We start from the raw sequence: 23,396 nt of genomic DNA, 5'->3' as shown, positions 1-23,396 counted from the left end.
CTTAATTAGCGAGCGGTAAAAATAACCATGCAATCTCTAGTGCAAAAATTCTTGCTTCAGTGTGAACCTGAAAAAAGTCACGATTTCACCATTAACTGGTTAAACAAGACCCAACATACACCGCTGAAATGGATGTACAGCACACCGACGATAAAAAAGCCCGTTACCGTTGCCGGCATGACCTTCGATAACCCGGTAGGACTTGCCGCCGGTCTTGATAAGAACGGCGATTGTATTGATGCATTTGCGAGCATGGGATTTGGTTTTGTTGAGATAGGAACGGTAACGCCTCGTCCGCAGCCAGGAAACCCAAAACCTCGTTTATTCAGAATTCCGGAAAAGCACGCCATTATTAATCGCATGGGATTTAATAATAAAGGTGTTGATCATCTTGTCGAACAAGTGAAAAAGGCTCAGTTTAAAGGGCCTATTGGTATTAATATTGGTAAAAATAAAGATACCGAAGAAGCGAATGCGCTCGACGATTACCTGATTTGTTTAAACAAAGTTTATCCTTACGCAAGCTACGTCACTATTAACATTTCGTCACCGAACACACCTGGCCTAAGAAACCTTCAATACGGTGAAGCGCTCGATAAGCTGTTAGTTGGCCTAAAAGCAGCACAGGAAACGCTAACGCAAACCCACGGTAAATATGTGCCGCTGTTCATTAAAATAGCGCCAGATTTGAGCGATGTGGAAATTGACAGTATCGCTGCCTCGCTAATTAACAGCAAAATGGATGGCGTAATTGCTACTAATACGACACTTTCACGTGATGCCGTTGCCGGATTACAGCACGCTGAGGAAATGGGCGGTTTAAGTGGCTCAGTTATGACAGATATGAGCTTAGAAGTAACACGCAAGCTAAACAAAGCACTTGACCGCGCTATTCCTATTATTGGCGTTGGTGGTATTGACTCACCCGAAGCGGCACAAGCACGCTTGGACGCTGGCGCATCACTGGTGCAGGTCTACTCGGCTTTTATTTATCAAGGCCCATCGCTCGTTAAACGCATCGTAAACGCGTTATAATATACCCAAACCAATCTCTCGTGTACGTGCTTTTTCTTAGGCACGTACATCAAAAACAGGTACATGAATGAATACTATTCTGGTTACGACCAGTCGCGGTCTTGACGAACTATTAAAACAAGAAGTGCTACGCCTTTGCCCTGATGCGCAAGTTAAGCAAGGGCCTGGCACTATTCAGTTTGAAGGCTCAAAAGAGGATGCGTATAAACTTTGCTTATGGTCACGCTTAGCTAACCGCGTAGTTTGGGTGTTGGCATCAGGCAAAGCAGGCGATGCAGATGCACTGTATAACACGGCTATGGGTATTGATTGGCAAATGCAGATGGATTCACGTCATACCTTATCTGTACAGTTTATCGGCACAAACTTTGCCATAAAAAACACTCAATTTGGTGCGGTTCGTGTTAAAGACGCCATAGTAGATTCATTTGTAGAGCAAGGCTTACCGCGCCCATCAGTAGAACGAAAGAGCCCTGATATTTCTGTGTATGCAAGACTACATCGCGATAATGTAATTTTAGGCATAGATTTAGCGGGGGCCAGTCTGCACCAACGCGCATACCGACAAGAAACCGGTGACGCGCCGCTTAAAGAGCATATCGCAAGCGCAATGCTAATGCGTAGTGGATGGACAGAGAATACCGATGCGCCATTGGTCGACCTAATGTGTGGCTCGGGCACCATCGCGATTGAGGCAGCCTACATCGCTCGCAATATTGCGCCAGGTATAAAGCGTATGTATTGGGGCTTTACTAAGTGGCTCGGCCACGAAGAGAAGCTTTGGGATGATTTGGTAGAACAAGCTATTTCCGTTCAGAAGCCTAGCTGCAGTGGTATTTACGCGGGTGATTTCAGCCGTAAAATGGTAGCAATTGCAAAAGCAAACGCTGATTTTGCTGGCGTATTTAACGATATTTCGTTCTCACAGCAAGACGCAACAAAATCTTCTCCTCCCGTTGCCACACCAGGCTACGTCGTTTCAAACCCTCCTTACGGAGAACGTTTGGGCGAGCTAACATCGTTAATACCGCTTTTTAGTGATTGGGGTAAGCGTTTTAAAGAAGCCTGGAAGGGATGGCATGTGTCGCTTCTTAGCAGCAATCGTGATTTGCTTCGGGTTTTAAAGCTTCGCGCCACCAAAGACTATGCCATGAATAACGGTAAGCTGGAATGTCGTTTAGCGAATTATGTGTTGGATGAAGAAAACACGGTACAGTTTAGCGAGGACGCTAGCAACCACGAGTTTGCCAATCGTTTGAAGAAAAACCTCAAACGCATGAAAGGCTGGATCAAGAACGCTAACACTAACTGTTACCGCATATACGATGCTGACCTGCCAGATTATAACGTTGCAGTAGATAGATATGGTGACTGGCTGGTCGTTCAAGAATACGCGCCGCCAAAAACGGTTTCTGAAGATAAAGCACGCAAGCGTCTGCAAGAAGTCTTGCTTCATTTGCCAGCAATAACAGGTGTTTCACCAAAACAGATAGCGCTTAAAGTGCGTAGCCAACAAAAAGGTACAAAACAGTACGAGAAAATTAATCAGACTGGCGACATGATGGAAGTGTTTGAAAATGGCGCTCGTTTCCTGGTTAACCTTACTGACTACTTGGACACAGGCCTTTTCTTAGATCACCGTAATACCCGCCAAAAAGTGCAGGCGTTGTCCCAAGGTAAAGACGTTCTTAACTTGTTTTCATATACGGGTAGTGTGTCGGTATTCGCCGCTAAAGGTGGCGCAAAGTCTGTAACGACAGTGGATATGTCTAATACTTATTTAGAGTGGGCAAAGAAGAACGTAGCGCTGAACAAACTCACTGCGCCTCATGCTTTTATTCAAGCTGACTGCACCACTTGGTTAGGCACGCATAAAGGCAAATACGACTTAATTTTTATCGACCCACCTTCATTTTCGAATTCAAAGCGTATGCAAAATACGTGGGATGTGCAGCGCGACCACGTAAAAATGCTTACCGATGCTAAAGCGTGCTTAAAAGAGCAGGGGATCATCATCTTCTCTAACAACAAGCGTGGCTTTAAGCTAGATGAGACAGCCATGAGTGAACTGGGCTTGTCAGTAGACAATATTACCAAAGACACAATTCCAGAAGATTTTGCACGTAAAGGCAATATCCATCAGTGCTGGGTACTAGCTTCATGAAAATTTATTTTTACACCGGGCCGCAATGTAGCCTGTGCGACTTAGCCGATGTTGAGCTTCAACAAACGTCTATGTTTTCATCGCTTAATATAGAGAAGGTTAACATTCGCACTAGCACTGAGCTTTATCATTTGTACGGTGCAAGGATCCCCGTTTTGAAACGGGCAGATAATGAAAAAGAAATCGGCTGGCCTTTTAATACCGCCGATTTAGAGGAGTTTCTTCAGTGAGCATTTTGCAGTTAAAAAACATCACTGTTATTTATGGGAATCCGCCGCTGTTAGACGGTGTCGAACTGGTTGTACAGCCTAAAGAGCGCGTCTGCTTAGTAGGTCGCAACGGTAGTGGTAAATCAACGCTAATGAAAGTTATCGCTGGCGATATTATTGCCGATGATGGGCAGCGTATAATTGAAAATAATACGGTCATTGCGCGCCTAGAGCAGGACCCGCCCCAAACTACCGATGTGACGCTTTTTGACTATGTTGCCGAAGGCTTATCTGACGTAGGTGAAACACTGAAAGCCTACTTTCATCAAACCCGTATCGTTGGTGAAGATCCAAGCGAATCGAATTTAAATAAATTACAGCGACTACAAGAACAGTTAGAAGCCAGAGACGCGTGGCAGTTTGAACAGCAAATTGAACAGACGCTAACCATGCTAAAGCTAGACCCTGAGATATCGCTATCTACTCTTTCTGGGGGATGGCGTAGAAAAGCAGCGCTAGCTCGTGCGCTTGTTCGACAGCCGGATTTGCTCCTGTTAGACGAACCAACTAACCACCTTGATATTGAAATGATCCGCTGGCTTGAATCCAGCTTGAGTAATTACCAAGGCGCAATTGTGTTTGTGAGCCACGACCGTGCATTTATACGTGCCATGGCTACGCGAATTATTGATCTAGACCGCGGCTCGGTTACGAGCTATCCGGGTAACTACGAAACTTATTTAGAAAAGAAGCAGCACGATTTAGAGGTTGAAGCTTCACAAAACGCTGAATTTGATAAAAAACTAGCGCAAGAAGAGGTATGGATTCGTCAGGGCATTAAAGCCCGCCGTACCCGCAACGAAGGCCGAGTAAGAGCGCTGAAAAAACTACGCGAGGAGCGTAAAGCGAGAAGAGCGGTTCAGGGCAATGCGGTAGTCAATCAACACCAGGGCGCGCGCTCTGGAAAGATGGTGTTTGAAGTAAAAGACTTAAGCTATAGCATTGAAGGCAAGCCTATTGTTGAAGGGTTAAACCTGAATGTTTTGCGTGGTGACAAGCTTGCTCTCATTGGTCCTAATGGTAGCGGTAAAAGTACGCTTATCAAGCTTCTACTCGGCGAACTCCAGCCCGATAGCGGCAACTGCAAACAAGGCACTAACCTTGAAGTTGCTTACTTTGACCAGCACCGCCACGGGCTGGATTTAGAAAAGTCTGTGATAGACGCGGTAGGCGACGGTAAACGCGATCTGATGGTAAATGGCCACCCACGCCATGTGATCAGCTATTTACAAGATTACTTGTTTACGCCTGAACGCGTTAATGCACCGGTTAAGTCGCTATCAGGTGGAGAAAAAAACCGCCTGATGCTAGCAAAACTGATGCTTAAACCGAGCAACGTTTTGGTGCTGGATGAGCCTACCAATGACTTAGACGTTGAAACCTTGGAAATGCTCGAAACCTTACTCAACGAATATACCGGCACCGTGCTTTTAGTAAGTCACGATAGGGAATTTGTTGATAACGTAGCAAATAGTAGCGTGGTATTCGAGGGTAATGGAATGCTTCGCGAATTTATTGGGGGTTTCACTGACGTAGAAAACTGGTATAAAGAGCAACAGGAAAAACGTCAGCAAATCGAAAAGGAAGAAAAAGCCAAGGTAAAGAATGAAACTAATTCAGCTTCAGACAGTCCTAGTGCTAAGTCTTCTCCCCGTAAGACGAAAAAGCTATCATACAAAGACCAGCGTGAACTTGAGTCCTTACCGAAAGAGCTAGAGACACTTGAGGAAGAGCTTGAGGCTATGCAAGAAAAAGTGAACGACCCGGACTTTTTCAAACAAGACAGTGACATTACTGCCAAGGCGTTAGCCGAGCTGGCAGATAAAGAAGAATTACTTTCCCAGAAATATGCGCGCTGGGATGAACTAGAAAGTATGCTGGAAGATAATCAGCAGTAAATAGGATTTTAAATGAAACGAACTCAGCTTGCCGCCGCCGTTCTGTTGGCAACAGGAAGTGTTTCGGCATTCGCCGCGACCTATTCAGTGACGCCTCTTCCTTTACAGGATACCGCTAGAAACAATTTTGCTCGTTCGATTGATAACTCAGGCAAAATGTTGTCTGTCGTTCAACTGGAGTTCAATCCACCAATCGACGCAGAGCAGCTTGAAGAAGACACGACTTTTTTTGACCAGTTCGGTGAGAGTCTAGAAAACGAAGATGACGCACGCCAGGGTGTTTTTACAGACATAGACTACACCACGGTAGTAAACTATCTTCTATCGAACCCAAATCTTACAACGGGACAGAAGCTAGCGTCGTATAGAACCTATGCAACCGACACTCAAGATATATCATTAGTACCAGGTCTTGATGAAGTTACAGACAAATTTGATGACTATACGCGATCTGTTGAATCGACTGGTCGTGACAGCTTGAACGGTAACTTTATTGTCGGTGATTCTTCGGGACTGGTTGTTCTAGACCCATATGAGAACGAAGATGGCGATACATTAAACTACACGTATCCAGAGTCAGCACAACAAGCCTTTGTTCAAGCATCTGGAGAGACTAAAGTACTTCCAGCTGTTGATGACACTGTAGGAGGGTTCTCTTCAGCTCGAGCAATAAACGCAAACTTACAGGTTGCAGGTTTCAGTACTGTTAGTTTCCGCGATGATGTTGCCGATGCTGTTGAAACGTGTACAGACGATGAGTCTCGTGGTGACACATCTGAAGGTCGCTGCCTGTTTACTATTTATAATGGCGATTTTGCTGTTCCACGTATTTCTAGCTACTTCATTAATTCATCTACAAATTACTTACCGAGCTTCGTATTGCTGTCTGAGGTTAACGCTACCATTTGGCAGATCGATGTCAACGGCGATGTAATCAGCACCGATACCTACCCGTTATTATTTGAACCTGATGAAGACGATACACGCCACTATTTCACGTATGCCTATGACATAAATAACCAAGGTATCGCAGTCGGTGAAGGCCTTACTGGAGATCGCATTACGATAACGCGCCCAAATACATCAGGCAGGACTGAAAGTGAACGAGTTGCAACGGTTTTCAGAGACGGTGAAACCATTGAACTTCTTCCACGCGAAGAAAATATCATTAGCCAAGCTATCGCAATTAATGATGAAAATTGGGTGACGGGTGCAGTGCTTCGTTCACAAAGCGATATCGCACGTTCTCGTTTGTTTGTATACAACCTTGATACCCAAGAACAGCATTACCCTGATGGCTTCTTCGTGAGTGCTGGTGTGACTGCGAATGCCATTAACAATAATAATATCGTAGTGGGTAAGGCAGACGTGGATGCAACGAGTGATACGCTTCGCGATACAGCGGCATTTATGTACAACATTGATACTGAAGAGTTTACTAACTTAAATGATTTAGTTTCTTGTGATAACCCATATGAGCTAATTGAAGCAGTAGATATCAACGATGATAATGAGATCATTGCGAATGCGAGAATTAAAGCTACGAACAAGTATGTAACGGGTAACGATATAATTAATTCAGACGGTGAAACAGAAGAAATCGACTCCGTAGTGGCGGTTAAACTGTCTCCGTTATCGAATGGTTCCATAGATGAATGTGAAATTCCTGAGGACGAACAGCCCTATGAGCGAAAAGGAGCTGCAACAGGTTTACTCGCATTTTTTGGTCTATTTGCTGCAGTATTTATGCGTAGACGTTTAAAGAAATAGCTGACCATATGGACAATATGTAATCAACATTAAAAGAGCCACCTATGCGTGGCTTTTTTTATGCCTAAAAAACGTAAAAAAAGACATATTTATGCATAAAAAATGTAACATAAATTTCATAGAAACTTCATTTATTTAAATTTTGTCAAGCCCTTTTATTTTTTATTTTTCTTGAACCATTTAGTTAATTGCACTATCACAGTATTGTACGCAATCACTTTTCCGGCACTATCAACCGAAATGATGTAGAGCGCTCGAGAAAATGATTTGTTGTACTTTCAACAAACAAAAGAGGCTAATCAATGAAAAGACAAAAAAGAGATAAACTGACACGCGCCCATTCGAAAGGCTATCAAGCTGGCATTAGCGGTCGTTCAAAGGAAAATTGTCCATTTCAGCAAAACGATGCACGTTCACAGTGGTTAGGTGGATGGCGCGAGGCAGTAGAAGACAGACACTTAGGTTTAAGTGTTAAATAACACTTCTCTTTTATGAACTGATTATGCAAAAAGGAAAGCCCCTGAAAAGGGGCTTTTTTGTTGGTCAACGTTAATTGACCTTATAGCTCTATAAAGGCAGTTTAGAAGTTTGAGGTATCTTGGAACAAGCCAACTTTCAAATCTTTCGCTACGTAAATCTCACGGCCATCAACTTCTACTGAACCATCTGCCATACCCATGAAAAGTTTACGCTTTATCACGCGCTTCATCGTGATCTTATACGTTACCTTCTTAGCGGTTGGAAGGATTTGACCGGTAAATTTAACTTCACCTACACCTAAAGCTCGGCCTTTACCAGGGCCGCCGCTCCAACCTAAGAAGAAACCAACTAACTGCCACATCGCGTCTAGGCCTAGGCATCCCGGCATTACCGGATCACCTGGGAAGTGACAATCAAAAAACCATAAATCGGGGGTAATATCTAATTCAGCGATAATTTCGCCTTTCCCATGCTCACCGCCATCTTCTGTAATTGAAACTACGCGGTCCATCATTAACATGTTAGGTGCGGGAAGTTGACTGTTACCTGGGCCAAACATTTCACCACGGCTACACGCCAATAAATCTTCTTTGTTAAAACTATTTTTCTTCTCTGACATTCCCAACTCGTTGCTGTTATTAAAGTGACGCTGCTAATTTAGCGAACAGTTGTACGCCAAACAACTCTGAACAGTCATTTTTCTGAAGAAAAACGCATGCTAATATAGGTTTAGCAACTTTGGCTTGTACAAACATCGTTCTACACGTGTGATTTTTGTACGACTTCTAAATACAAGCTCTACAGTAACGTAACATTGTGTGAAAACTATGACAGAACAAACAACGAAAAAAAGCATTAAAAAGAGTGCCGCAGATAGAGCTAAAGCCAACGCTGATAAACAACGAAGGTTCAGAGAAAGGCAAAAAGACGCAGGTAAGAAACTTGTACGGGGCTATGTTAGCCCTGAAGCAAAGGCATGTTATGATGAAATACGCGACAAAACTGGCTGGACTGACAGTGAAGCTATGTCAAATGCCATGCGGCTTATGTACGCAGCTTACAAATGCGGACAAATTAAACTACTGAATGAATGGCTTCGCAAAAATAACCGTTAGCCGGTTTATTTAATTTTTGTTTTCAGCCATGCACGACTTGGACTATTTTGCATGGTGTGGCGTTTCACAATGCGATGCGCTTCTTTAACCACATCATCTCGCTCGCGATAGTCCCATAAGCGCTTTGCCGTGATGCGATTATTCTCTGTTATATCAACGAGCGGTTCAACGTAGTCGCGTTCAACGTCAAAATCTAACATTTGCGCTTCTAGGGGCGGCAATAAGTGAGGGGCGTGAACAGCTTCACTGGGTAATTTAGCAAGTTCTGGCACCCACTTCTTAATGAATACACCTTCAGGATCTAATTTTGAAGATTGTGTTGCAGGGTTGTATAACCGCACGGTGTGAATGCCGGTTACGCTAGCCTGCATCTGTATTTGGGGGTAATGAATACCTGGCTCAAAATCTAAGAACTGTGTTGCCAAATAATGCGCTGCCTTTAGCCAATGTACATTTAGGTGATGACACAGAAAACTGGTTACCATGGCGCGCATTCGAAAGTTTAAGTACCCGGTATACTTAAGTGCTCGCATGCAGGCATCTACCAACGGATAGCCGGTCAATCCCATTGTCCAAAGGTAAAAGCGACGCTCGGCTTCTGGACCACCTATAAACGGAAAGTTTTCGTATCCACTATTCATTGGTCGCCATTCAATACTGTGTTCGCTCTCAAATTTTTGAATAAAATGGCAGTGCCAATGTAACCGAGACGTTAAAGCGGCTAGGGCGCGACTCCATTGTTTTCTATCAGAATTCGGCAGTAACTTTTTCGTCTGCTTTTGATGTTGAACGCTTTGGTAAACTTGCTTAATTGATAGATTGCCCCATGCCAAGTAGGGACTTAAACGAGAACATGCCCGTCTTGCATATTCCGGCTTAGAAATATGTTGATGGTAGTATTGTCCTCTAGCATCGAAAAAATCTTTTAATACTTGCCAAGCACGCCTTTCACCGCCTGGCTGCATCTTGTTTAATTTTTTTAACTTGTCTAAAACATCTTGCCGATAATAATTCGATTTCTCGCTAAAATGAGTGCCGGTTTGACTAGTAATATGACAATCAAACAGACCAAGCTCATCTAAATTTTTGCAAGCAGTATTGATGTTGTTGTGCTGGGTCCAGTCGACCCAATTAACGCTGTTTATATCAATATCATAGGTTTTCGTTCTAAAGTGACGATCCCAGTTTTGCTGCCATTGCTCACGGTGAGGCAAACCACGCATTACTGCGCCATACTGGGACTCAATATGGTTTATTTTCTTTTTCTTCAAATAGTTACTTACTGAAATGTCACGGTTATGCGTAACGCTCAACCCTATTTCTTGGTAACTCCTAACCGCTGAAATGGCGTAGTGCTGGGCAATAAATTCGAGCGCATCAATAACTTCACAGTGTAAGGTCAGTAAACGGGCGTCTGAAGGCAACTGGGCGTTAATGTCGTCGATACTTTGCTGGATAAATTGCCAATGACGCATGTCCATATGCGGGTCGGCTATAAGGGAAGGTTCCCAACAAAAAAGCGGAAGAATGTTTTCGTTTTTTTCAACTGCACGGTAGAGAGGCTCGTGGTCTCGAAGACGAAGGTCACGTTTAAACCATATGACAGTCACAGATTGTTTAGAATGTACTGGAACCATATGACGAACTAACTACAACCACTTTTTACGAAATTGGCCGTCCGAATCATAAATCTCAGTCTGCTTTTGAAGGTTGAACTGTCTGTGGCCTCGAGGGTCGCTTCCAACACCAGCTAAGTAAAGCCAATTGCCCCAATTACTCCCCACATCGTAATCGATTAATTGATGCTCAAACCACGCTGCACCGAATCGCCAGTCCTGCCTTAGTTCGTGAACAAAACAGCTCGCAACCAGTTGCCTGCCTCGGTTTGACATATAGCCAGTTTCAGCGAGTTGTCGCATGCAAGCATCGACTATCGGATAACCGGTTTTTCCTTCGCACCATAACGCAAAGGTTTCCGGACAATGCTGTGTCGACGGCTTTTTACCCTGGATACCGCCAAAACGAAACCAATTGGCCCCGTATTTACACTGTAACCAGTGAAAAAATTCGCGCCAAAGTAATTCAAAATATATCCAATAAGTGGAATCGTTTTTTTCAACGGTTGCTTCAAACTGTTGAACTTGCCGAATGACTTCCCGTGCAGACAGCGACCCGTTCGCTAACCAAGCCGAAAGCTTGGTACTGTCTTGCCAAGTATCTAAAGCGTTCCTTGTGTCTTTATACGTTGCTGCAGCTTTCCAATCGAAGAGATAAGTATTTAAATGCGTCAGCGCTGCTGTTTCACCTCCAACAAACGATGATTGAGACGGGCTTGGTAAATCAGTATCAATGGCGAATAAAAAAGACTCATCTAATTGCGGTGTAAAAGGGCTTGGTAAGCTTTCCATGGGTGGATGGACAGGTAATGGCTTACAGTGCTTTTCCACTTTTCTGCGAAACGGACTAAAAACGTCGGGCATCTCTTTTATGTTGAAAGGAAGGGTTTGTGCATCAAATAAGCCAAACGTCGGAGTTTCTATTACTGTTACCGAATCGAAAAAGCGCTTTACTGCATTTAATTGTGCTCTCTCATCAAAACCACAGTGCTCGCTTACCCCAAGGTGAGAATATTGTCCGGACTTCATCAATTGAACTAAACACTCAGCAGGGGCGCCTTTGACAATGAGCAAATCATGTCCGAGCTTAGCTAATTGCCGTTTTAAATCCACAAGTGTTTGAAGCAGGAATGTGTGCCTATGTTTCCCCATAGGCGCAAAACCATATGTCGTAGGTGTAAACGCTTTATCATCAAGAATATAAAGAAAGGTAACCTGCTGAACTGCTTCACACAGCGCAGAAATAGCAGCATTATCGTGAAGTCTAAGGTCATGTCGAAACCAATATAAACCTCGTTGATTGTTGTTCGTACGTTTTGTTTGTTGGTGGTGATTTATCATACTAATTTTGAGTGCTTTTTTACTATTTCTACGGATCCTGAATCCGAGTTTTATCGTAGTACATGCAATACGAATAATATTAAGATTTGGCGCAACGCCTGAGGAAAAAAAGTGACCGTTCCCGTTAGTATAATGTGGTTCAGACAAGACCTTCGTGTAAAAGACAATCCGGCCTTAAACGCTGCCTGTGATATGGGAAAAATAGTACCCATCTACATATATGATGACACTGCACCTAATGGCAGAGAGCCTGGGGGGGCAAGTAAATGGTGGCTGTATCATTCACTCTCTTCGCTCAATAAACGCTTGAACGGACATTTACAAATATTTAAGGGTGACCCACAGACGCTTATTCCAAATTTAATGAAGTCATTTAACGCTAAAGGTATCTTTTGGAATCGGTGCTATGAGCCATGGCAAATAAACCGCGATAAAACGATCAAGAAAACCTTAATCGAGCATGATTATGAAGCCCATAGCTGTAACGGCAGCTTACTATGGGAGCCAATGAAAGTATTGAAGAAAGACGGTACACCGTATCGCGTATTTACACCCTACTACAAGAAGGGCTGCCTGCAGGTTGAAGAGCCTCGTTATCCCAAAGCACCACCCGCACGTATTACTTATGCGGATGTCGACAACGACAGCGATGGATTAACATCGCTAGACTTACTCCCTTCCATCAACTGGGATGCAACCATTGAAAAAGAGTGGTCACCAGGCGAAGACGGCGCCGCTGATAATTTAGCTGACTTTATTGAAAATTCAGCACGTAAATACAAAGACGGCAGAGACATACCGTCAGCCAATGGGACATCGCGTTTGTCGCCGCATTTACACTTTGGTGAAGTGTCTCCAAATCAAGTTTGGTACGCGATAAAAGACAAGTTTGGAAATAGTGAAGACAAAAGCATTGAAACCTACTTGAGTGAGTTAGGTTGGCGCGAGTTCAGCTATTATTTGCTGTTCCATTTTCCTACTTTGCCTAATAAGAACTTCAACGAAAAGTTCGATAAGTTTCCTTGGCGCACAGATGCGAAAGCGCTTAGAGCGTGGCAAAAGGGAAATACAGGCATTCCTATCGTAGACGCTGGCATGCGCGAACTGTGGCAAACGGGCTACATGCACAATCGAGTTCGCATGATCGTGGGCTCGTTTTTAGTGAAAAATCTATTACTCAGTTGGCATGAAGGCGAGCGATGGTTTTGGGATACATTGTTGGATGCCGACCTTGCGAGTAACAGTGCAAGTTGGCAATGGGTTGCGGGTTCTGGCGCTGATGCTGCGCCTTACTTCAGGATATTTAACCCAATACTACAGGGCGAAAAATTTGATAAAAAGGGCAACTATGTGCGTAAGTATTGCCCTGAATTGAAAAAGCTGTCAGACAAGTATATCCATAAGCCATGGGAAGCCCCTTCGGCGATATTGAAAGATGCAGGTATAGAACTTGGTAAGGAATACCCAAAACCTATTGTTGATTTAAAAGCATCGCGTCAACGCGCGCTAGACGCATTCCAAACATTAAAAGAGTAGGGTATGGCAGCACTTATTTTAGTTTTAGGCGATCAGCTTACCGAGACGTTGCCAGCAATTGCCAATGCAGTAAAAAGCAAAGACACAATCTTGATGGCCGAAGTCCGTGAAGAAGCCACCTACGTTAAGCACCATAAGAAGAAGATAGCGTTTTTGTTTAGCGCAATGCGTCATTTTGCCAAAGCGTTGCGAGACGACAATTTTAACGTTAACTATGTTCATTATAGCGACACAAACAATCAGGGCGATTTGCTCGCTCAGGTTAAGCATGAACTTAACGGAAATGATTTTGACGAAGTAAAGGTGACTATGCCCGGAGAGTACCGCTTACTCAAAAGCATGGAGCAATGGGAAAACGTGCTTGGCATACCCGTTAGTATATGTGATGACAATCGCTTTTTATCGTCCCCACAAGAATTCACGGATTGGGCTGAAGGCAAGAAACAACTTCGAATGGAGTTTTTTTACCGTGAGATGCGTCGCAAACACAACGTGCTCATGGAAGGAAAAAATCCCATTGGCGGTAAGTGGAATTACGATGCCCAGAATCGCGAAGCAATGCCTGAAACCCAGAGAGTACCGAAGCATTCTACGTTTGAGATTGATGACATTACTTCGAAAGTTATTGAGCTCGTAAAAAGCGAGTTTAGCGATCATTTTGGTGATATCAATCACTTCCACTTTGCGGTAACTCGAAAAGATGCACTCAGCGTATTGAATACTTTTATAGAAGAAAGATTACCTAACTTTGGTCAGTATCAAGACGCCATGGTGGAAGGCAAGCCTTGGCTTTACCATTCACATATCGCGTTTTATTTGAACTGCGGTTTATTGACGCCAAAAGAAGCCATTCATGCAGCCGAGCAAGCTTACCATGCAGGGCAAGTTCCACTGAATTCTGCTGAAGGGTTCATTCGCCAGATTCTGGGCTGGCGGGAGTATGTTAGAGGGTTCTACTGGCACTTTATGCCAAATCTAAAAACTGATAACTACTTCAATAACAGCCGCGCATTACCCTCGTTCTTTTGGGACGCCCAGACGAATATGAACTGCATGCGCCAGTGTATTAAAGAAACGCAGCAGAACGCTTATGCCCACCACATACAAAGATTGATGGTTATTGGTAATTTTAGTCTTTTAACTGAACTTAGCCCTGAGGAAGTGCAGGCATGGTATCTGTTAGTGTATGCCGACGCATATGAATGGGTTGAACTTCCTAATGTTGCGGGCATGATTTTGTACAGCGACGGTGGAAACTTAGCTAGCAAGCCCTATGTCGCTAGTGGTAGCTATATCAATAAAATGAGTAACTACTGCAAAAACTGTGGGTATCAGGTTTCGAAAAAAACCGGTCCAAAGGCGTGCCCGTTCAACTATTTGTATTGGCATTTTATTGATAAGCATAAAGAAAAATTAAGTAATAACCACCGCATGGCCATGATTTATAAGACCTACGGGCGAATGAAAGAAGAAAACATAGAAACTATGAAGCAGGATGCCTCAACATTCCTGACTAAGCTAACCAAAAATGAAGAAGTCTGATTTACCCACCAAAATTTGTCCGGTTTGTCAGAGACCATTTACTTGGCGCAAAAAATGGGAAAAGAACTGGGAGAATGTACGTTATTGCTCGAAGCGTTGCACTGGTAATAGGAAAAGCGCTGAAGGCAAACAATAATTGTGAAATAGTCTTTTATCCAGGCTCACGCCACAATTAAAAACCACGTTATGAAATGGTCTAGTTAAACATTTGTTTCTAGCGGTACGTATAAAACGTAGTGGAAATACAAGGAGTGTTTTATGGAAGCACCGATCACCGTAGATAGACTGCGTTTCCTTTTATACAGTGTAAAAGAAAAGCTTTGGGTAAAACCTCTTGGCTTTTGTTTGCTCTCAATCTTTGCTGTATTCGTCGCTAAAGTAGCAGAGGGGACTTCATTGGCTGAGCATATTCCTGAAATAAAACCCGAATCAGTTGAAACACTGCTTTCAATTATGGCATCTAGCATGATGGTGATCGCCACGTTTTCTGCAGGTACCATGGTTAATGCTTATGCTTCGGCCAGTCAGTCGTCAACGCCGCGTTCTCTAAGCCTTATAATATCCGATGATGTATCACAAAATGCTCTGTCAGTTTTCATAGGCGCTTTTATTTATAGTGCTGTAGCGCTTACTGCAATGACTCAAGCTTTTTTCGATGAAGCCGGGCTTTTCATTTTATTTTGTCTAACCTGTCTGGCTTTTTCGATAGTTATTTTAACTTTTATCCGTTGGGTAGACAGCGTTGCACGATTAGGGCGCGTGGGGTCAACCTTATTAAAAGTGGAGCACGCCACGACACGCGCAATTAAAAATAGAATAGATATGCCGTGCTTAGGCGCAGTACCGCAAGAGCAAATAAAAGAGCAGGGGACGCATGCCATTTATACTAAACAAGTGGGCTATATTCAGCTTATAGACATTGCCAAACTGCAACACTGGGCTAATAAAAACGACGGTTTTATCAATGTTGCCATGTTACCCGGAGAGTTTGTCTCTCCAGAGCGTGCCATAGCTTATTCGAATAAAAAGGTAGTATCAGATGAAATTGTTGACGCATTTACTATAGGTGAAGCCAGATCCTTTGAGGCTGATCCTCGCTTTGGCTTTATCGTACTAGCCGAAATTGCATCTCGTGCATTATCACCATCGGTTAATGACCATGGTACTGCAATAAATACCATTAGCAGCATTACACGCCTTATGTTGTTGTGGCACAAGCCCAAATCCGAAACTGAAACCGAAAACTCACAAAACGATAGCACTCAGCATGAGGAGTTTAAATATGACCGCATTTCATTGCCTACGTTAAATGTGAATGATCTTTTTGACGATGCTTACACCAGCATTGCCCGTGATGGTGCTGCTAATATTGAAGTTGCTATCCGAATACAAAAGTCACTAAAAACAATTAAAGCGTGCTTTAAAGATGGAGGTACAAGCATAGAAAGAGATTTTGTTGAGGCGGCGTCTAAGTTAGCGAAGCAAAGTTATGAACGTGCAAAGTTGGCATTGGATTACGAAGACGATATTAAGCGAATTGAGCGCGTTTATAATGATAACTAAACGTGTAAGTTATTACTGCCAAAATCACTGCTAAAAATGCTTAAAGTAAACAACTAGCCAGTCTATATAATCTCTGCATACCACAAACCATGTAATCTACGTAAATGATCGATCGAGTGTCTTTTTGTAGTTAATCAGATTTAATCTGATTAACTACAACTCAGATAAACACAGCAACATTCTAAATAGCTAAAAATCCACATTTAATAAATTAAAGCCTAGTATAAAAATTCAAAGACTGCGTCTTTCTGTTTGTTAGTTATACCCATAATTAATCAAAAAACTAACGTGACGCTACGTGAAATAAAATACATTTTGCGAGGTGTAGTGCTACAGATTTCACGTAGCGCACGATTTATAAATTCCATGTCTAAATCCAAAGTTCATAGCAACTTTCAATAAAAACCACTGACACAAGTGAAGCAATTGCGGTAAGGCCGAAGCACTAAAACAGCTACCGCGCAAAAAGGTCTGTAAGTAATCACAGTCAACAAACCAACCAAATAGAGCGACATCAACGCTCTAATCTTCCAAACACCTAATTGCGCATAATGTATATTATGTTAAATAGAACATCAAAGTTGATGGTGAATGAGCCAGATGGAGCTTTGCAAAGTGCTTTACGCTATCCTTCTCGTAATATTTAGGTATTCGCAAGGTTTAATGACAACTAGCACAGATAAATAATAGACTTAATCATGTTCCTAAAAACATTTATCAGGCTTTATTCTTCTTTGCTTTTTATAATGAATGTACAGCCAGTAATATTAATTATTAACTCAATCAGCCAAAGGCTTAACGCTGATGAATTAAATAAAGGATCCTAATTATTTCTAAGATAAGACGACTAGTTGTAAGGTTAAGGTTTTTCTAACATTTAGCGTTACATGTAATAATTACGGCCCGTAAAACTCATTTATTGATTGCTCTTTATTTTAAATATCATCAATTATCTATACTTCTTATTAAATTAAACATCGTGCATGAAGACCGTTCGTTGTTTTAAAGTTGGGTGGCGTGGATAGCACGTAGAATTAAAACATAATCGACGCGATGTTTATTGAATTCATATCTGCGTAGACGTCGTTTATTCGGCTACGTACCGTATCGACGTCTTATTATCGTCGTACTGTAGTCGCCATTAGATAGGCGCTCTATGAAAAGCGTATAAAAAGCAAAGGTAATAGCTTCTAGGTTATCGCCTATTCCGCTTTTGTAACGTTTATTTTTAACTCGTTTGGTTTTGAAAAATGTGCGATTAGCCAGCAAACATGTTGGGAGTAAATCATGTGAAGTATTTCTTTAATAAATAAGCTCTTAGGGTGTTTTTCCATCACTTTTCAGCTTATTTTTTAGGCGTCGCTACGTGAAATCTGAGCGCGCATTAGGGGTGTTACCTTGCAGATTTCACGTAGCGCACGATTTGAATTGCACAAAAAAAGTACTCTCTCAGCAGGCCATAAGCCTTATCTAGCGATATGATTTGGAATAATTACGAGATAGGCCAACAATTGACGGCATTGAAACACCCAAACTGTTTATATATACAGTAATATGATAGAGTAGCACTGTACTTGAGATTATAATAGTAAAGCGGTTTGTGGAGTGATGAATGGATTAGTGCGTAGCTTCACGCATGATAATTACAGTTATCATGCGTGAATATTGTTATATATCAATAGCTTATCAAGTTCTGTTAAATCTAGCATAATAGTTACAATAATGTCTTCACCAGGTTGCTCAATGCCCTCAAAAACTAATAGCTCATACTTGCTCACAACTCAATTAGTTAACAGCAACAGTAATAGCAGCTCACAGCCACAAGACTCAAGTAGCGCGACGGTTCCAGCTTTTGGTATCGAGTACTCTCGTAGTAAGCAGCACACGTCAGGTTCTGACGACCTAACAACAAGTCAATGTTCATCTTCTGATAAAAACGTTGAAAGCTATTATCAAGATATTTTTACTAAGCTTCCATACAATACACAACGGGCATACATTAGTGACTACAATGAGTTCGCAATTTTTTGTAAGCAAGCTGGATTAAGTGGCTTTAAGAACAACTTCGAACACAATGAGATCTGCATTAAACAATATGTTGAAGCGTTGTGTCGTTCTCCCCTAGCCTATAGAACCATTAAGCGTCGGTTATCTGCCCTTAGTAAATTTTTGGGCGTGGCTAAATTGCCAAACCCCATTATTAGATCTGCGTATCTAAGAGACTTTATCCGTTTATCGCTTATAGAGAATAGAAAGTTTCGCTTGTCTCACAAACAAGCGGTTCCGCTTACCATAGATATGCTTGAACAAATAAACAATGCAATTATTCCTGATTCTTTATTAGAACTCCGCGACCTTGCAATCATTAACCTGATGTTTGATGCATTACTTCGCGCTGATGAATTAGTTCGAGTTTGCATCGAGGATATATCTGCGCGTAATAACACGCTGTTGGTTGTTTCTTCGAAAAGCGACCAGTCTGGTCAAGGTCAATATCGCTATATTTCTTCCAGCACCATATCTATGGTTCAAGAGTATATTAACGAAGCTAATCTTGATCCAAAGACTAAAGCAACCCGCCTTTCTTCAGATTTACGCGGGCTGCACAAAGGCGTTTTGTTTAGACGACTAACAAACCATAAAACAGCACTTTTGCCATTTGATGAGAACATTCCCAGCCATAAGGCAAATGTACTTAACTATTCGAGTGTCTACAGGATTTGGCAACGTATTGCTCAACGCGCAGGTATTAGCGAAAACATTACCCCTCATAGTGGTCGTGTTGGTGGTGCAGTTTCTCTAGCCGAAGATGGCGCATCTTTACCCGAGCTTCAACTGGCTGGAGGTTGGCAATCACCTGAAATGCCTGGGCATTATACAAAACAGGCTAACGTAAAGCGTGGTGGAATGGCAAAATTGTCGGCAAAACGAAAAAGATAAAGCTCATTAAATACAGTAACTTAATTAATGCATGGTTACGCATAACCAGCGACATCAGTAACAATGTCAAACTCACCTACTCTCTACATCCTTTTACCAATCTGAAACTGTATTACTCGCGTATCAAAAGGTAAATTTGCCCTAAACCTATATTAATGAATAGGTTTTCTAAGTTGGCAAACATTCAAGTAAAAGGAGTGATATATGAGTAGCGGTATTGATACAAAGCATGGAAAATTACTCGCGGAAATGGTGGTTCCCTCGTCGTCATGGAATGTCCAACCCGAGAAGCAAGACCCATTCAAGTCACAAGAAGCAGCACTAGATTATTTAAACTCAAACAATGAGCCGTTATATCTCCACGTGCCATTAGCTCAATCTGATGATTACGTGAGAATCTGCGTAACTTCACGAGGCGATGATGTTGTTTTTACGATAAAAGATATCAATAACGGTGGTGAAACTTCATTGCATTATTCGCACATTAAAAATTTAGATAGCACAATTAGAACCTTAGTATCAGAATGTTGTGACCAGAAAATCAAAGCCCTATAAATTAGGGCTTTCTTTCCGTCTAAAAATCGCAAATTGCACTACCAAAGAATGCTAATCCACGTAAAGCCGGCCATCATTAGGCTAATGAACACTGCTGCAGAGCCGATATCTTTAGCTCGCCCTATTAATAAATGGATGTCTGTGCTGACATGATCACAGAGTTTCTCAATAGCGGTGTTGAGTAGCTCAGTGATAAGCACTATCAGTAAAGATATCACCAGCAATATACGTTCTACATGCGTAACGTCGATGAAAAACGCTATAGGTGTCATTATCAATATTGCGAAAATTTCTTGTCTGACCGCAGCTTCACTTAAAAAGGCTGCTCGAAGCCCCTTAAGTGAATAGTAAGTGGCATAGAGTACACGTAAAATACCTTTCCGTTTCGTTATCATGATAAGTAATTTTAAGATTAGTTACAGCTTTACAAAACGTAACTGACCTTCGTTACATCTGCATGACGGCGAAGGTATTTATCATGAATATTTAAGGCATTTTCGACGCTAATCGCCGCATTAATTTATACTTTCACAGCTAGCACGTCTGTTTTAACACCATGTAGTACTGCATTGGCCGTTGACCCAAGTAACAAACGAAGACCGCTCTGGCCATGGGTGCCGACAACAATGAGATCTGCATTAATCTTTTCGGCCATATGGTGAATCTCATCAGCAGGTGAACCTATCTCTACATTGATGTGGCTGTAAGGTATATCGTGTTTTGCGGCAACGTCTTTTAATTGCCTTATTGCCTGCTCTCTTACTTCCTCTGAAAAATCCCGTTCTAAAAATAGTCCGTAAGGCTCTACATTGGTTTGTGGATAAGCAACATACAGGAGGTGAATTTTGTGACTATTGCCCGCTATTGCAATGGCTTTCTCCACCACTAATTCGTAGTCAGAATAAATATCTATAGGTACTAAAATTGTCTCGTAACCTTGCATTGTGGCTGTCCTCAATTTTTGTTAGGTAGCAGTGCTTTTCTACCATACCGTTAACTAATTCCATTAAATAGTAGTGCTATACAAATAATTATTCTTTGAGCTAGGTCAATGATTAGTCTGCAGCCTCATTCATAATCAGTGTATGCACATTAATTCTAGCGAACATTACGTATCCTTACCGTAAAAGAAAGAGGGAAATGAGTATGAAAACGGCAATAGTTGTTATAGCAACGCTTCTCCTTTTCGCCTGTGACCAGGGCGCGCAGTCACCTCGCGGCTTTAGCTTGCCAGAAGGCAATATGGAAAAAGGCTATTTGGTATTTAAAAAGTATCAGTGCCAAGACTGTCACAGAATTGCAGGAGAAAAAGAGTCCGACAATGCGCAATACCTAGTCGCGAAGCCTATTCCGTTGGGAGGCAGCAGTGGAAGAATTAAAACTTATGCAGAGTTGGTGACAAGTATTATTAACCCATCACACAAACTTACTCCTCGACAGCCTGCCAGTTTCACCAGCGAAGACGGTGTGTCATTAATGCGAGTTGTAAACGACGAGCTAACCGTTTCCGAACTAATAGATTTAGTGGCGTATCTTCAGCCTAAATATAAAGTAACACCCTACAGGACTAGTGATTACCGCCTCTATCAACTGCGTATTCCAAGCGAGCAATCTAAAGATTAACTCGCAGTTTTAGGCATTAAAAATCGTTAAGCGTGACTCCACAATCGGTATTTGATTAGGAGTCATGGCTTAGTTTTTTTAAGATACCGCTTTCGTTTCTTTCTCTATTTCTGCCAATAAACTACAAGGCATAAAGCTTTCAGAATTTGCTTCTTTTAAGTGTAATTTAAATCTATCGGGAACGTCGTCGGTTAAGAAACTTCCTGTTTTAACTAACGGGAAAATTTCGTCGTAACGCGCAATATGACACTGATCTACTCGCCTAAATATATGGGTACGATTTAGTTCGCTAGTTCTCACATGTCCTGTAGAAGACAAGATATCCATCAGCGCATGAATAGTTTTTTTGTGAAAGCGGTACACGCGCTCGTACTTGTCTTCAACGTTTAAGCCCTTGGCAAGCTTGGGGTCTTGCGTTGCTACACCGGTCGGACATTTATTCGTATTGCATGACAGCGACTGAACACATCCAAGTGCCAACATCATTCCTCTGGCACTGTTACATAGATCGGCGCCTAAACTTAGATTTTTCGCTAACTGAAAAGCGGTAATGATTTTTCCAGAAGCAATGATTTTAATTTTGTCGCGAATACCAAAACCAGTGAGACAATCGTCAACAAACGCCAACGCTTCACGCAGAGGAAATCCTATAGAGTTTGTGTACTCAAGCGGTGCGGCGCCGGTACCTCCTTCGCCCCCGTCTACCGTTATAAAATCTGGCGTTACGTCCTTCTCTACCATGGCTTTGCACATGGCAATAAACTCACTTTTTCTACCCAGCGCCAGCTTAATACCCACTGGTTTATATCCACTTAACTTGCGTAACTGACTAATAAAATCAACCATTTCTAAAGGCGTTGCAAACGCTTTATGTCTAGGGGGAGAATCAACTTGAGTTCCAGGCTCAACCCCTCTTATTTTAGCTATTTCAGGGGTATTTTTATACGCAGGTAAAATACCACCATGTCCAGGCTTAGCGCCCTGGCTTAGCTTTATTTCTATCATTTTTACATTGTCGAGTTTGGCTTTTTCTTCAAAAAGAACAGGATCGAAACCGCCATCTTTACTTCTACAACCAAAGTATCCCGTACCAATTTGCCAAACGATATCGCCACCATTTTCGAGGTGATATGGGGTTAGACCACCCTCACCTGTGTTATGGTAAAACCCGCCTTTTGCAGCACCTTTATTTAGCGCCAAAATGGCATTTTTTGACAAGCTTCCAAAGCTCATTGCGCTTATGTTAAGTATGCTTGCACGATACGGCTTTTTGCAATGAGGGCCACCTACCGTCACTCGGGGATCTTCATCCATGTCTTCCACTTCGCGAGCAGATAAAGAATGGCCAATCCACTCATACCCATCTTTATACGTATCTAGCTGAGTACCGAAGGGAACAGTTTCTCTACTGTTTTTCGCACGTTGATAAACAATCGAACGAAACATGCGGGAAATAGGTGCTCCGCCAGTATCGGTTTCTATGATGTATTGCTGGATGTAGGGCCTTAGTCCCTCGACAGTCCATCGTACCCTGCCAATTAATGGAAAGTTCTTTAAAATGGCATGTTTTGTTTGGAAGGCATCATATAGACCAAAAATGAGTAGCGTGACTGATAAAAGTAAAAACCACCACACGGGCGCCCACAATACGCCAATCACCACATTGAAAGCGACCAGCAGGGTTAGCACAGTTATAATTGTTAAACGCATTCAAAATCCTTCTTTATTTTTGGTCATATCTAAACAAAATAATATGCCTACAACCCTGTTCAATACACCTGAAATCGGGAACTAGATTTACTTTAGCGGTAAATGACTGATTTAGGGGTTAAATATACTGAGCCGGCTTTTAGCTCAATTGGGTTACGCGTTACCAAAATGTGCAATTACAATGCTTTTTTAGCTGCGAAAACAAGCCATTGCATGCTAGTCTAAAACCTTTCAATTAG

General features: G+C 42.3%; 20 protein-coding genes. 14 read left to right on the top strand and 6 right to left on the bottom strand.

The genetic code is table 11. The annotated features are described in order from the left end of the window. Nucleotides 1–27: 27 nt before the first annotated feature. The 6 genes from pyrD (at nucleotide 28) to rmf (ending at nucleotide 7,615) form a co-directional block, all read left to right on the top strand. Nucleotides 28–1,035, top strand: a complete 1,008-nt coding sequence (gene pyrD / locus MHM87_RS00695) for a quinone-dependent dihydroorotate dehydrogenase (RefSeq protein WP_014949553.1) — start codon at nucleotides 28–30, stop codon at nucleotides 1,033–1,035. A gap of 67 nt (nucleotides 1,036–1,102) precedes the next feature. Next, nucleotides 1,103–3,199 (top strand): bifunctional 23S rRNA (guanine(2069)-N(7))-methyltransferase RlmK/23S rRNA (guanine(2445)-N(2))-methyltransferase RlmL, encoded by a 2,097-nt coding sequence (rlmKL, locus tag MHM87_RS00690; protein ID WP_239257509.1) that lies wholly within the window; start codon nucleotides 1,103–1,105, stop codon nucleotides 3,197–3,199. After that, complete coding sequence (locus tag MHM87_RS00685) at nucleotides 3,196–3,429, top strand: glutaredoxin family protein (protein ID WP_014949555.1); 234 nt, start codon at nucleotides 3,196–3,198, stop codon at nucleotides 3,427–3,429. The genes rlmKL and MHM87_RS00685 overlap by 4 nt, the downstream gene beginning before the upstream one ends. Then, nucleotides 3,426–5,366: an ABC transporter ATP-binding protein gene (locus tag MHM87_RS00680; RefSeq protein WP_049586295.1), complete on the top strand. Its 1,941-nt coding sequence runs from the start codon at nucleotides 3,426–3,428 to the stop codon at nucleotides 5,364–5,366. Before MHM87_RS00685 ends, MHM87_RS00680 begins: the two co-directional genes overlap by 4 nt. Before the next feature lie 12 nt (nucleotides 5,367–5,378). Continuing rightward, a complete protein-coding gene (locus MHM87_RS00675) occupies nucleotides 5,379–7,136 on the top strand; it encodes a DUF3466 family protein (RefSeq protein ID WP_014949557.1) in 1,758 nt (585 codons plus the stop codon). Between the two features lie 302 nt (nucleotides 7,137–7,438). Further along, nucleotides 7,439–7,615 (top strand): ribosome modulation factor, encoded by a 177-nt coding sequence (gene rmf, locus MHM87_RS00670; RefSeq protein ID WP_014949558.1) that lies wholly within the window; start codon nucleotides 7,439–7,441, stop codon nucleotides 7,613–7,615. A gap of 101 nt (nucleotides 7,616–7,716) precedes the next feature. Here rmf and fabA read toward each other — a convergent pair whose 3' ends face one another. After that, nucleotides 7,717–8,235: a bifunctional 3-hydroxydecanoyl-ACP dehydratase/trans-2-decenoyl-ACP isomerase gene (fabA, locus tag MHM87_RS00665; protein WP_014949559.1), complete on the bottom strand. Its 519-nt coding sequence runs from the start codon at nucleotides 8,233–8,235 to the stop codon at nucleotides 7,717–7,719. 208 nt (nucleotides 8,236–8,443) lie between these two features. Here fabA and MHM87_RS00660 point away from each other — a divergent pair, with 208 nt between their 5' ends. After that, entirely contained in the window at nucleotides 8,444–8,731 is a 288-nt protein-coding gene (locus MHM87_RS00660; protein ID WP_014976601.1) for a hypothetical protein, read from the top strand. Between the two features lie 5 nt (nucleotides 8,732–8,736). On the opposite strand, the gene MHM87_RS00655 is transcribed toward MHM87_RS00660, so the two are convergent. After that, nucleotides 8,737–10,368 (bottom strand): FAD-binding domain-containing protein, encoded by a 1,632-nt coding sequence (locus MHM87_RS00655; RefSeq protein ID WP_239257508.1) that lies wholly within the window; start codon nucleotides 10,366–10,368, stop codon nucleotides 8,737–8,739. 12 nt (nucleotides 10,369–10,380) lie between these two features. Next, the gene (locus MHM87_RS00650; RefSeq protein ID WP_239257507.1) at nucleotides 10,381–11,688 is read right to left on the bottom strand and encodes a DASH family cryptochrome; all 1,308 of its coding nucleotides are present in this window, start codon (nucleotides 11,686–11,688) and stop codon (nucleotides 10,381–10,383) included. 111 nt (nucleotides 11,689–11,799) lie between these two features. Between MHM87_RS00650 and MHM87_RS00645 the strand changes: the two genes are divergently transcribed. The 6 genes from MHM87_RS00645 (at nucleotide 11,800) to MHM87_RS00620 (ending at nucleotide 19,824) form a co-directional block, all read left to right on the top strand. Further along, a complete protein-coding gene (locus MHM87_RS00645) occupies nucleotides 11,800–13,224 on the top strand; it encodes a deoxyribodipyrimidine photo-lyase (protein WP_239257506.1) in 1,425 nt (474 codons plus the stop codon). A 3-nt stretch (nucleotides 13,225–13,227) separates the two neighbouring features. Continuing rightward, nucleotides 13,228–14,766, top strand: coding sequence for a cryptochrome/photolyase family protein (locus MHM87_RS00640; protein ID WP_239257505.1), 1,539 nt, complete (start codon nucleotides 13,228–13,230; stop codon nucleotides 14,764–14,766). Further along, nucleotides 14,753–14,902 (top strand): DUF2256 domain-containing protein, encoded by a 150-nt coding sequence (locus tag MHM87_RS00635; protein WP_239257504.1) that lies wholly within the window; start codon nucleotides 14,753–14,755, stop codon nucleotides 14,900–14,902. The genes MHM87_RS00640 and MHM87_RS00635 overlap by 14 nt, the downstream gene beginning before the upstream one ends. A gap of 122 nt (nucleotides 14,903–15,024) precedes the next feature. Next, nucleotides 15,025–16,329 (top strand): DUF2254 domain-containing protein, encoded by a 1,305-nt coding sequence (locus tag MHM87_RS00630; RefSeq protein ID WP_239257503.1) that lies wholly within the window; start codon nucleotides 15,025–15,027, stop codon nucleotides 16,327–16,329. A 1,743-nt stretch (nucleotides 16,330–18,072) separates the two neighbouring features. Then, nucleotides 18,073–19,269 carry a tyrosine-type recombinase/integrase gene (locus MHM87_RS00625; protein WP_239257502.1) on the top strand — a complete coding sequence of 399 codons (1,197 nt, stop codon included), beginning with the start codon at nucleotides 18,073–18,075 and terminating at the stop codon, nucleotides 19,267–19,269. Between the two features lie 204 nt (nucleotides 19,270–19,473). Beyond that, the gene (locus MHM87_RS00620) at nucleotides 19,474–19,824 is read left to right on the top strand and encodes a hypothetical protein (RefSeq protein ID WP_014949580.1); all 351 of its coding nucleotides are present in this window, start codon (nucleotides 19,474–19,476) and stop codon (nucleotides 19,822–19,824) included. A 38-nt stretch (nucleotides 19,825–19,862) separates the two neighbouring features. Here MHM87_RS00620 and MHM87_RS00615 read toward each other — a convergent pair whose 3' ends face one another. After that, nucleotides 19,863–20,219: a diacylglycerol kinase gene (locus MHM87_RS00615; protein WP_069944377.1), complete on the bottom strand. Its 357-nt coding sequence runs from the start codon at nucleotides 20,217–20,219 to the stop codon at nucleotides 19,863–19,865. 125 nt (nucleotides 20,220–20,344) lie between these two features. Then, nucleotides 20,345–20,767, bottom strand: a complete 423-nt coding sequence (locus MHM87_RS00610; protein ID WP_039233081.1) for a universal stress protein — start codon at nucleotides 20,765–20,767, stop codon at nucleotides 20,345–20,347. A 203-nt stretch (nucleotides 20,768–20,970) separates the two neighbouring features. Here MHM87_RS00610 and MHM87_RS00605 point away from each other — a divergent pair, with 203 nt between their 5' ends. Beyond that, on the top strand, nucleotides 20,971–21,447 hold the full coding sequence (locus tag MHM87_RS00605; protein WP_014949583.1) for a c-type cytochrome: 477 nt from the start codon (nucleotides 20,971–20,973) through the stop codon (nucleotides 21,445–21,447). 78 nt (nucleotides 21,448–21,525) lie between these two features. Here MHM87_RS00605 and MHM87_RS00600 read toward each other — a convergent pair whose 3' ends face one another. Then, nucleotides 21,526–23,157 carry an FMN-binding glutamate synthase family protein gene (locus MHM87_RS00600; RefSeq protein WP_239257501.1) on the bottom strand — a complete coding sequence of 544 codons (1,632 nt, stop codon included), beginning with the start codon at nucleotides 23,155–23,157 and terminating at the stop codon, nucleotides 21,526–21,528. Between the last annotated feature and the right edge of the window lie 239 nt (nucleotides 23,158–23,396).

It is taken from the genome of Alteromonas sp. Cnat3-28 (assembly GCF_022348265.1).
Taxonomy (GTDB): Bacteria; Pseudomonadota; Gammaproteobacteria; order Enterobacterales; family Alteromonadaceae; genus Alteromonas; species Alteromonas macleodii.
Note: the sequence above shows the minus strand (reverse complement) of the source record. Positions and strands in the feature narration are given on the sequence as shown.

Excerpts from the sequence above, each read along its gene's own strand:
- MHM87_RS00655 (WP_239257508.1), bottom strand. The coding sequence starts at position 10,368 with ATGGTTCCAGTACATTCTAAACAATCTGTGACTGTCATATGGTTTAAA.
- MHM87_RS00600 (WP_239257501.1), bottom strand. The coding sequence starts at position 23,157 with ATGCGTTTAACAATTATAACTGTGCTAACCCTGCTGGTCGCTTTCAAT.
- fabA (WP_014949559.1), bottom strand. The coding sequence starts at position 8,235 with ATGTCAGAGAAGAAAAATAGTTTTAACAAAGAAGATTTATTGGCGTGT.
- MHM87_RS00650 (WP_239257507.1), bottom strand. The coding sequence starts at position 11,688 with ATGATAAATCACCACCAACAAACAAAACGTACGAACAACAATCAACGA.
- MHM87_RS00625 (WP_239257502.1), top strand. The coding sequence starts at position 18,073 with ATGCCCTCAAAAACTAATAGCTCATACTTGCTCACAACTCAATTAGTT.
- rmf (WP_014949558.1), top strand. The coding sequence starts at position 7,439 with ATGAAAAGACAAAAAAGAGATAAACTGACACGCGCCCATTCGAAAGGC.
- rlmKL (WP_239257509.1), top strand. The coding sequence starts at position 1,103 with ATGAATACTATTCTGGTTACGACCAGTCGCGGTCTTGACGAACTATTA.
- MHM87_RS00620 (WP_014949580.1), top strand. The coding sequence starts at position 19,474 with ATGAGTAGCGGTATTGATACAAAGCATGGAAAATTACTCGCGGAAATG.
- MHM87_RS00675 (WP_014949557.1), top strand. The coding sequence starts at position 5,379 with ATGAAACGAACTCAGCTTGCCGCCGCCGTTCTGTTGGCAACAGGAAGT.
- MHM87_RS00630 (WP_239257503.1), top strand. The coding sequence starts at position 15,025 with ATGGAAGCACCGATCACCGTAGATAGACTGCGTTTCCTTTTATACAGT.
- MHM87_RS00635 (WP_239257504.1), top strand. The coding sequence starts at position 14,753 with ATGAAGAAGTCTGATTTACCCACCAAAATTTGTCCGGTTTGTCAGAGA.
- MHM87_RS00685 (WP_014949555.1), top strand. The coding sequence starts at position 3,196 with ATGAAAATTTATTTTTACACCGGGCCGCAATGTAGCCTGTGCGACTTA.
- MHM87_RS00610 (WP_039233081.1), bottom strand. The coding sequence starts at position 20,767 with ATGCAAGGTTACGAGACAATTTTAGTACCTATAGATATTTATTCTGAC.
- MHM87_RS00605 (WP_014949583.1), top strand. The coding sequence starts at position 20,971 with ATGAAAACGGCAATAGTTGTTATAGCAACGCTTCTCCTTTTCGCCTGT.
- MHM87_RS00660 (WP_014976601.1), top strand. The coding sequence starts at position 8,444 with ATGACAGAACAAACAACGAAAAAAAGCATTAAAAAGAGTGCCGCAGAT.
- pyrD (WP_014949553.1), top strand. The coding sequence starts at position 28 with ATGCAATCTCTAGTGCAAAAATTCTTGCTTCAGTGTGAACCTGAAAAA.
- MHM87_RS00640 (WP_239257505.1), top strand. The coding sequence starts at position 13,228 with ATGGCAGCACTTATTTTAGTTTTAGGCGATCAGCTTACCGAGACGTTG.
- MHM87_RS00615 (WP_069944377.1), bottom strand. The coding sequence starts at position 20,219 with ATGATAACGAAACGGAAAGGTATTTTACGTGTACTCTATGCCACTTAC.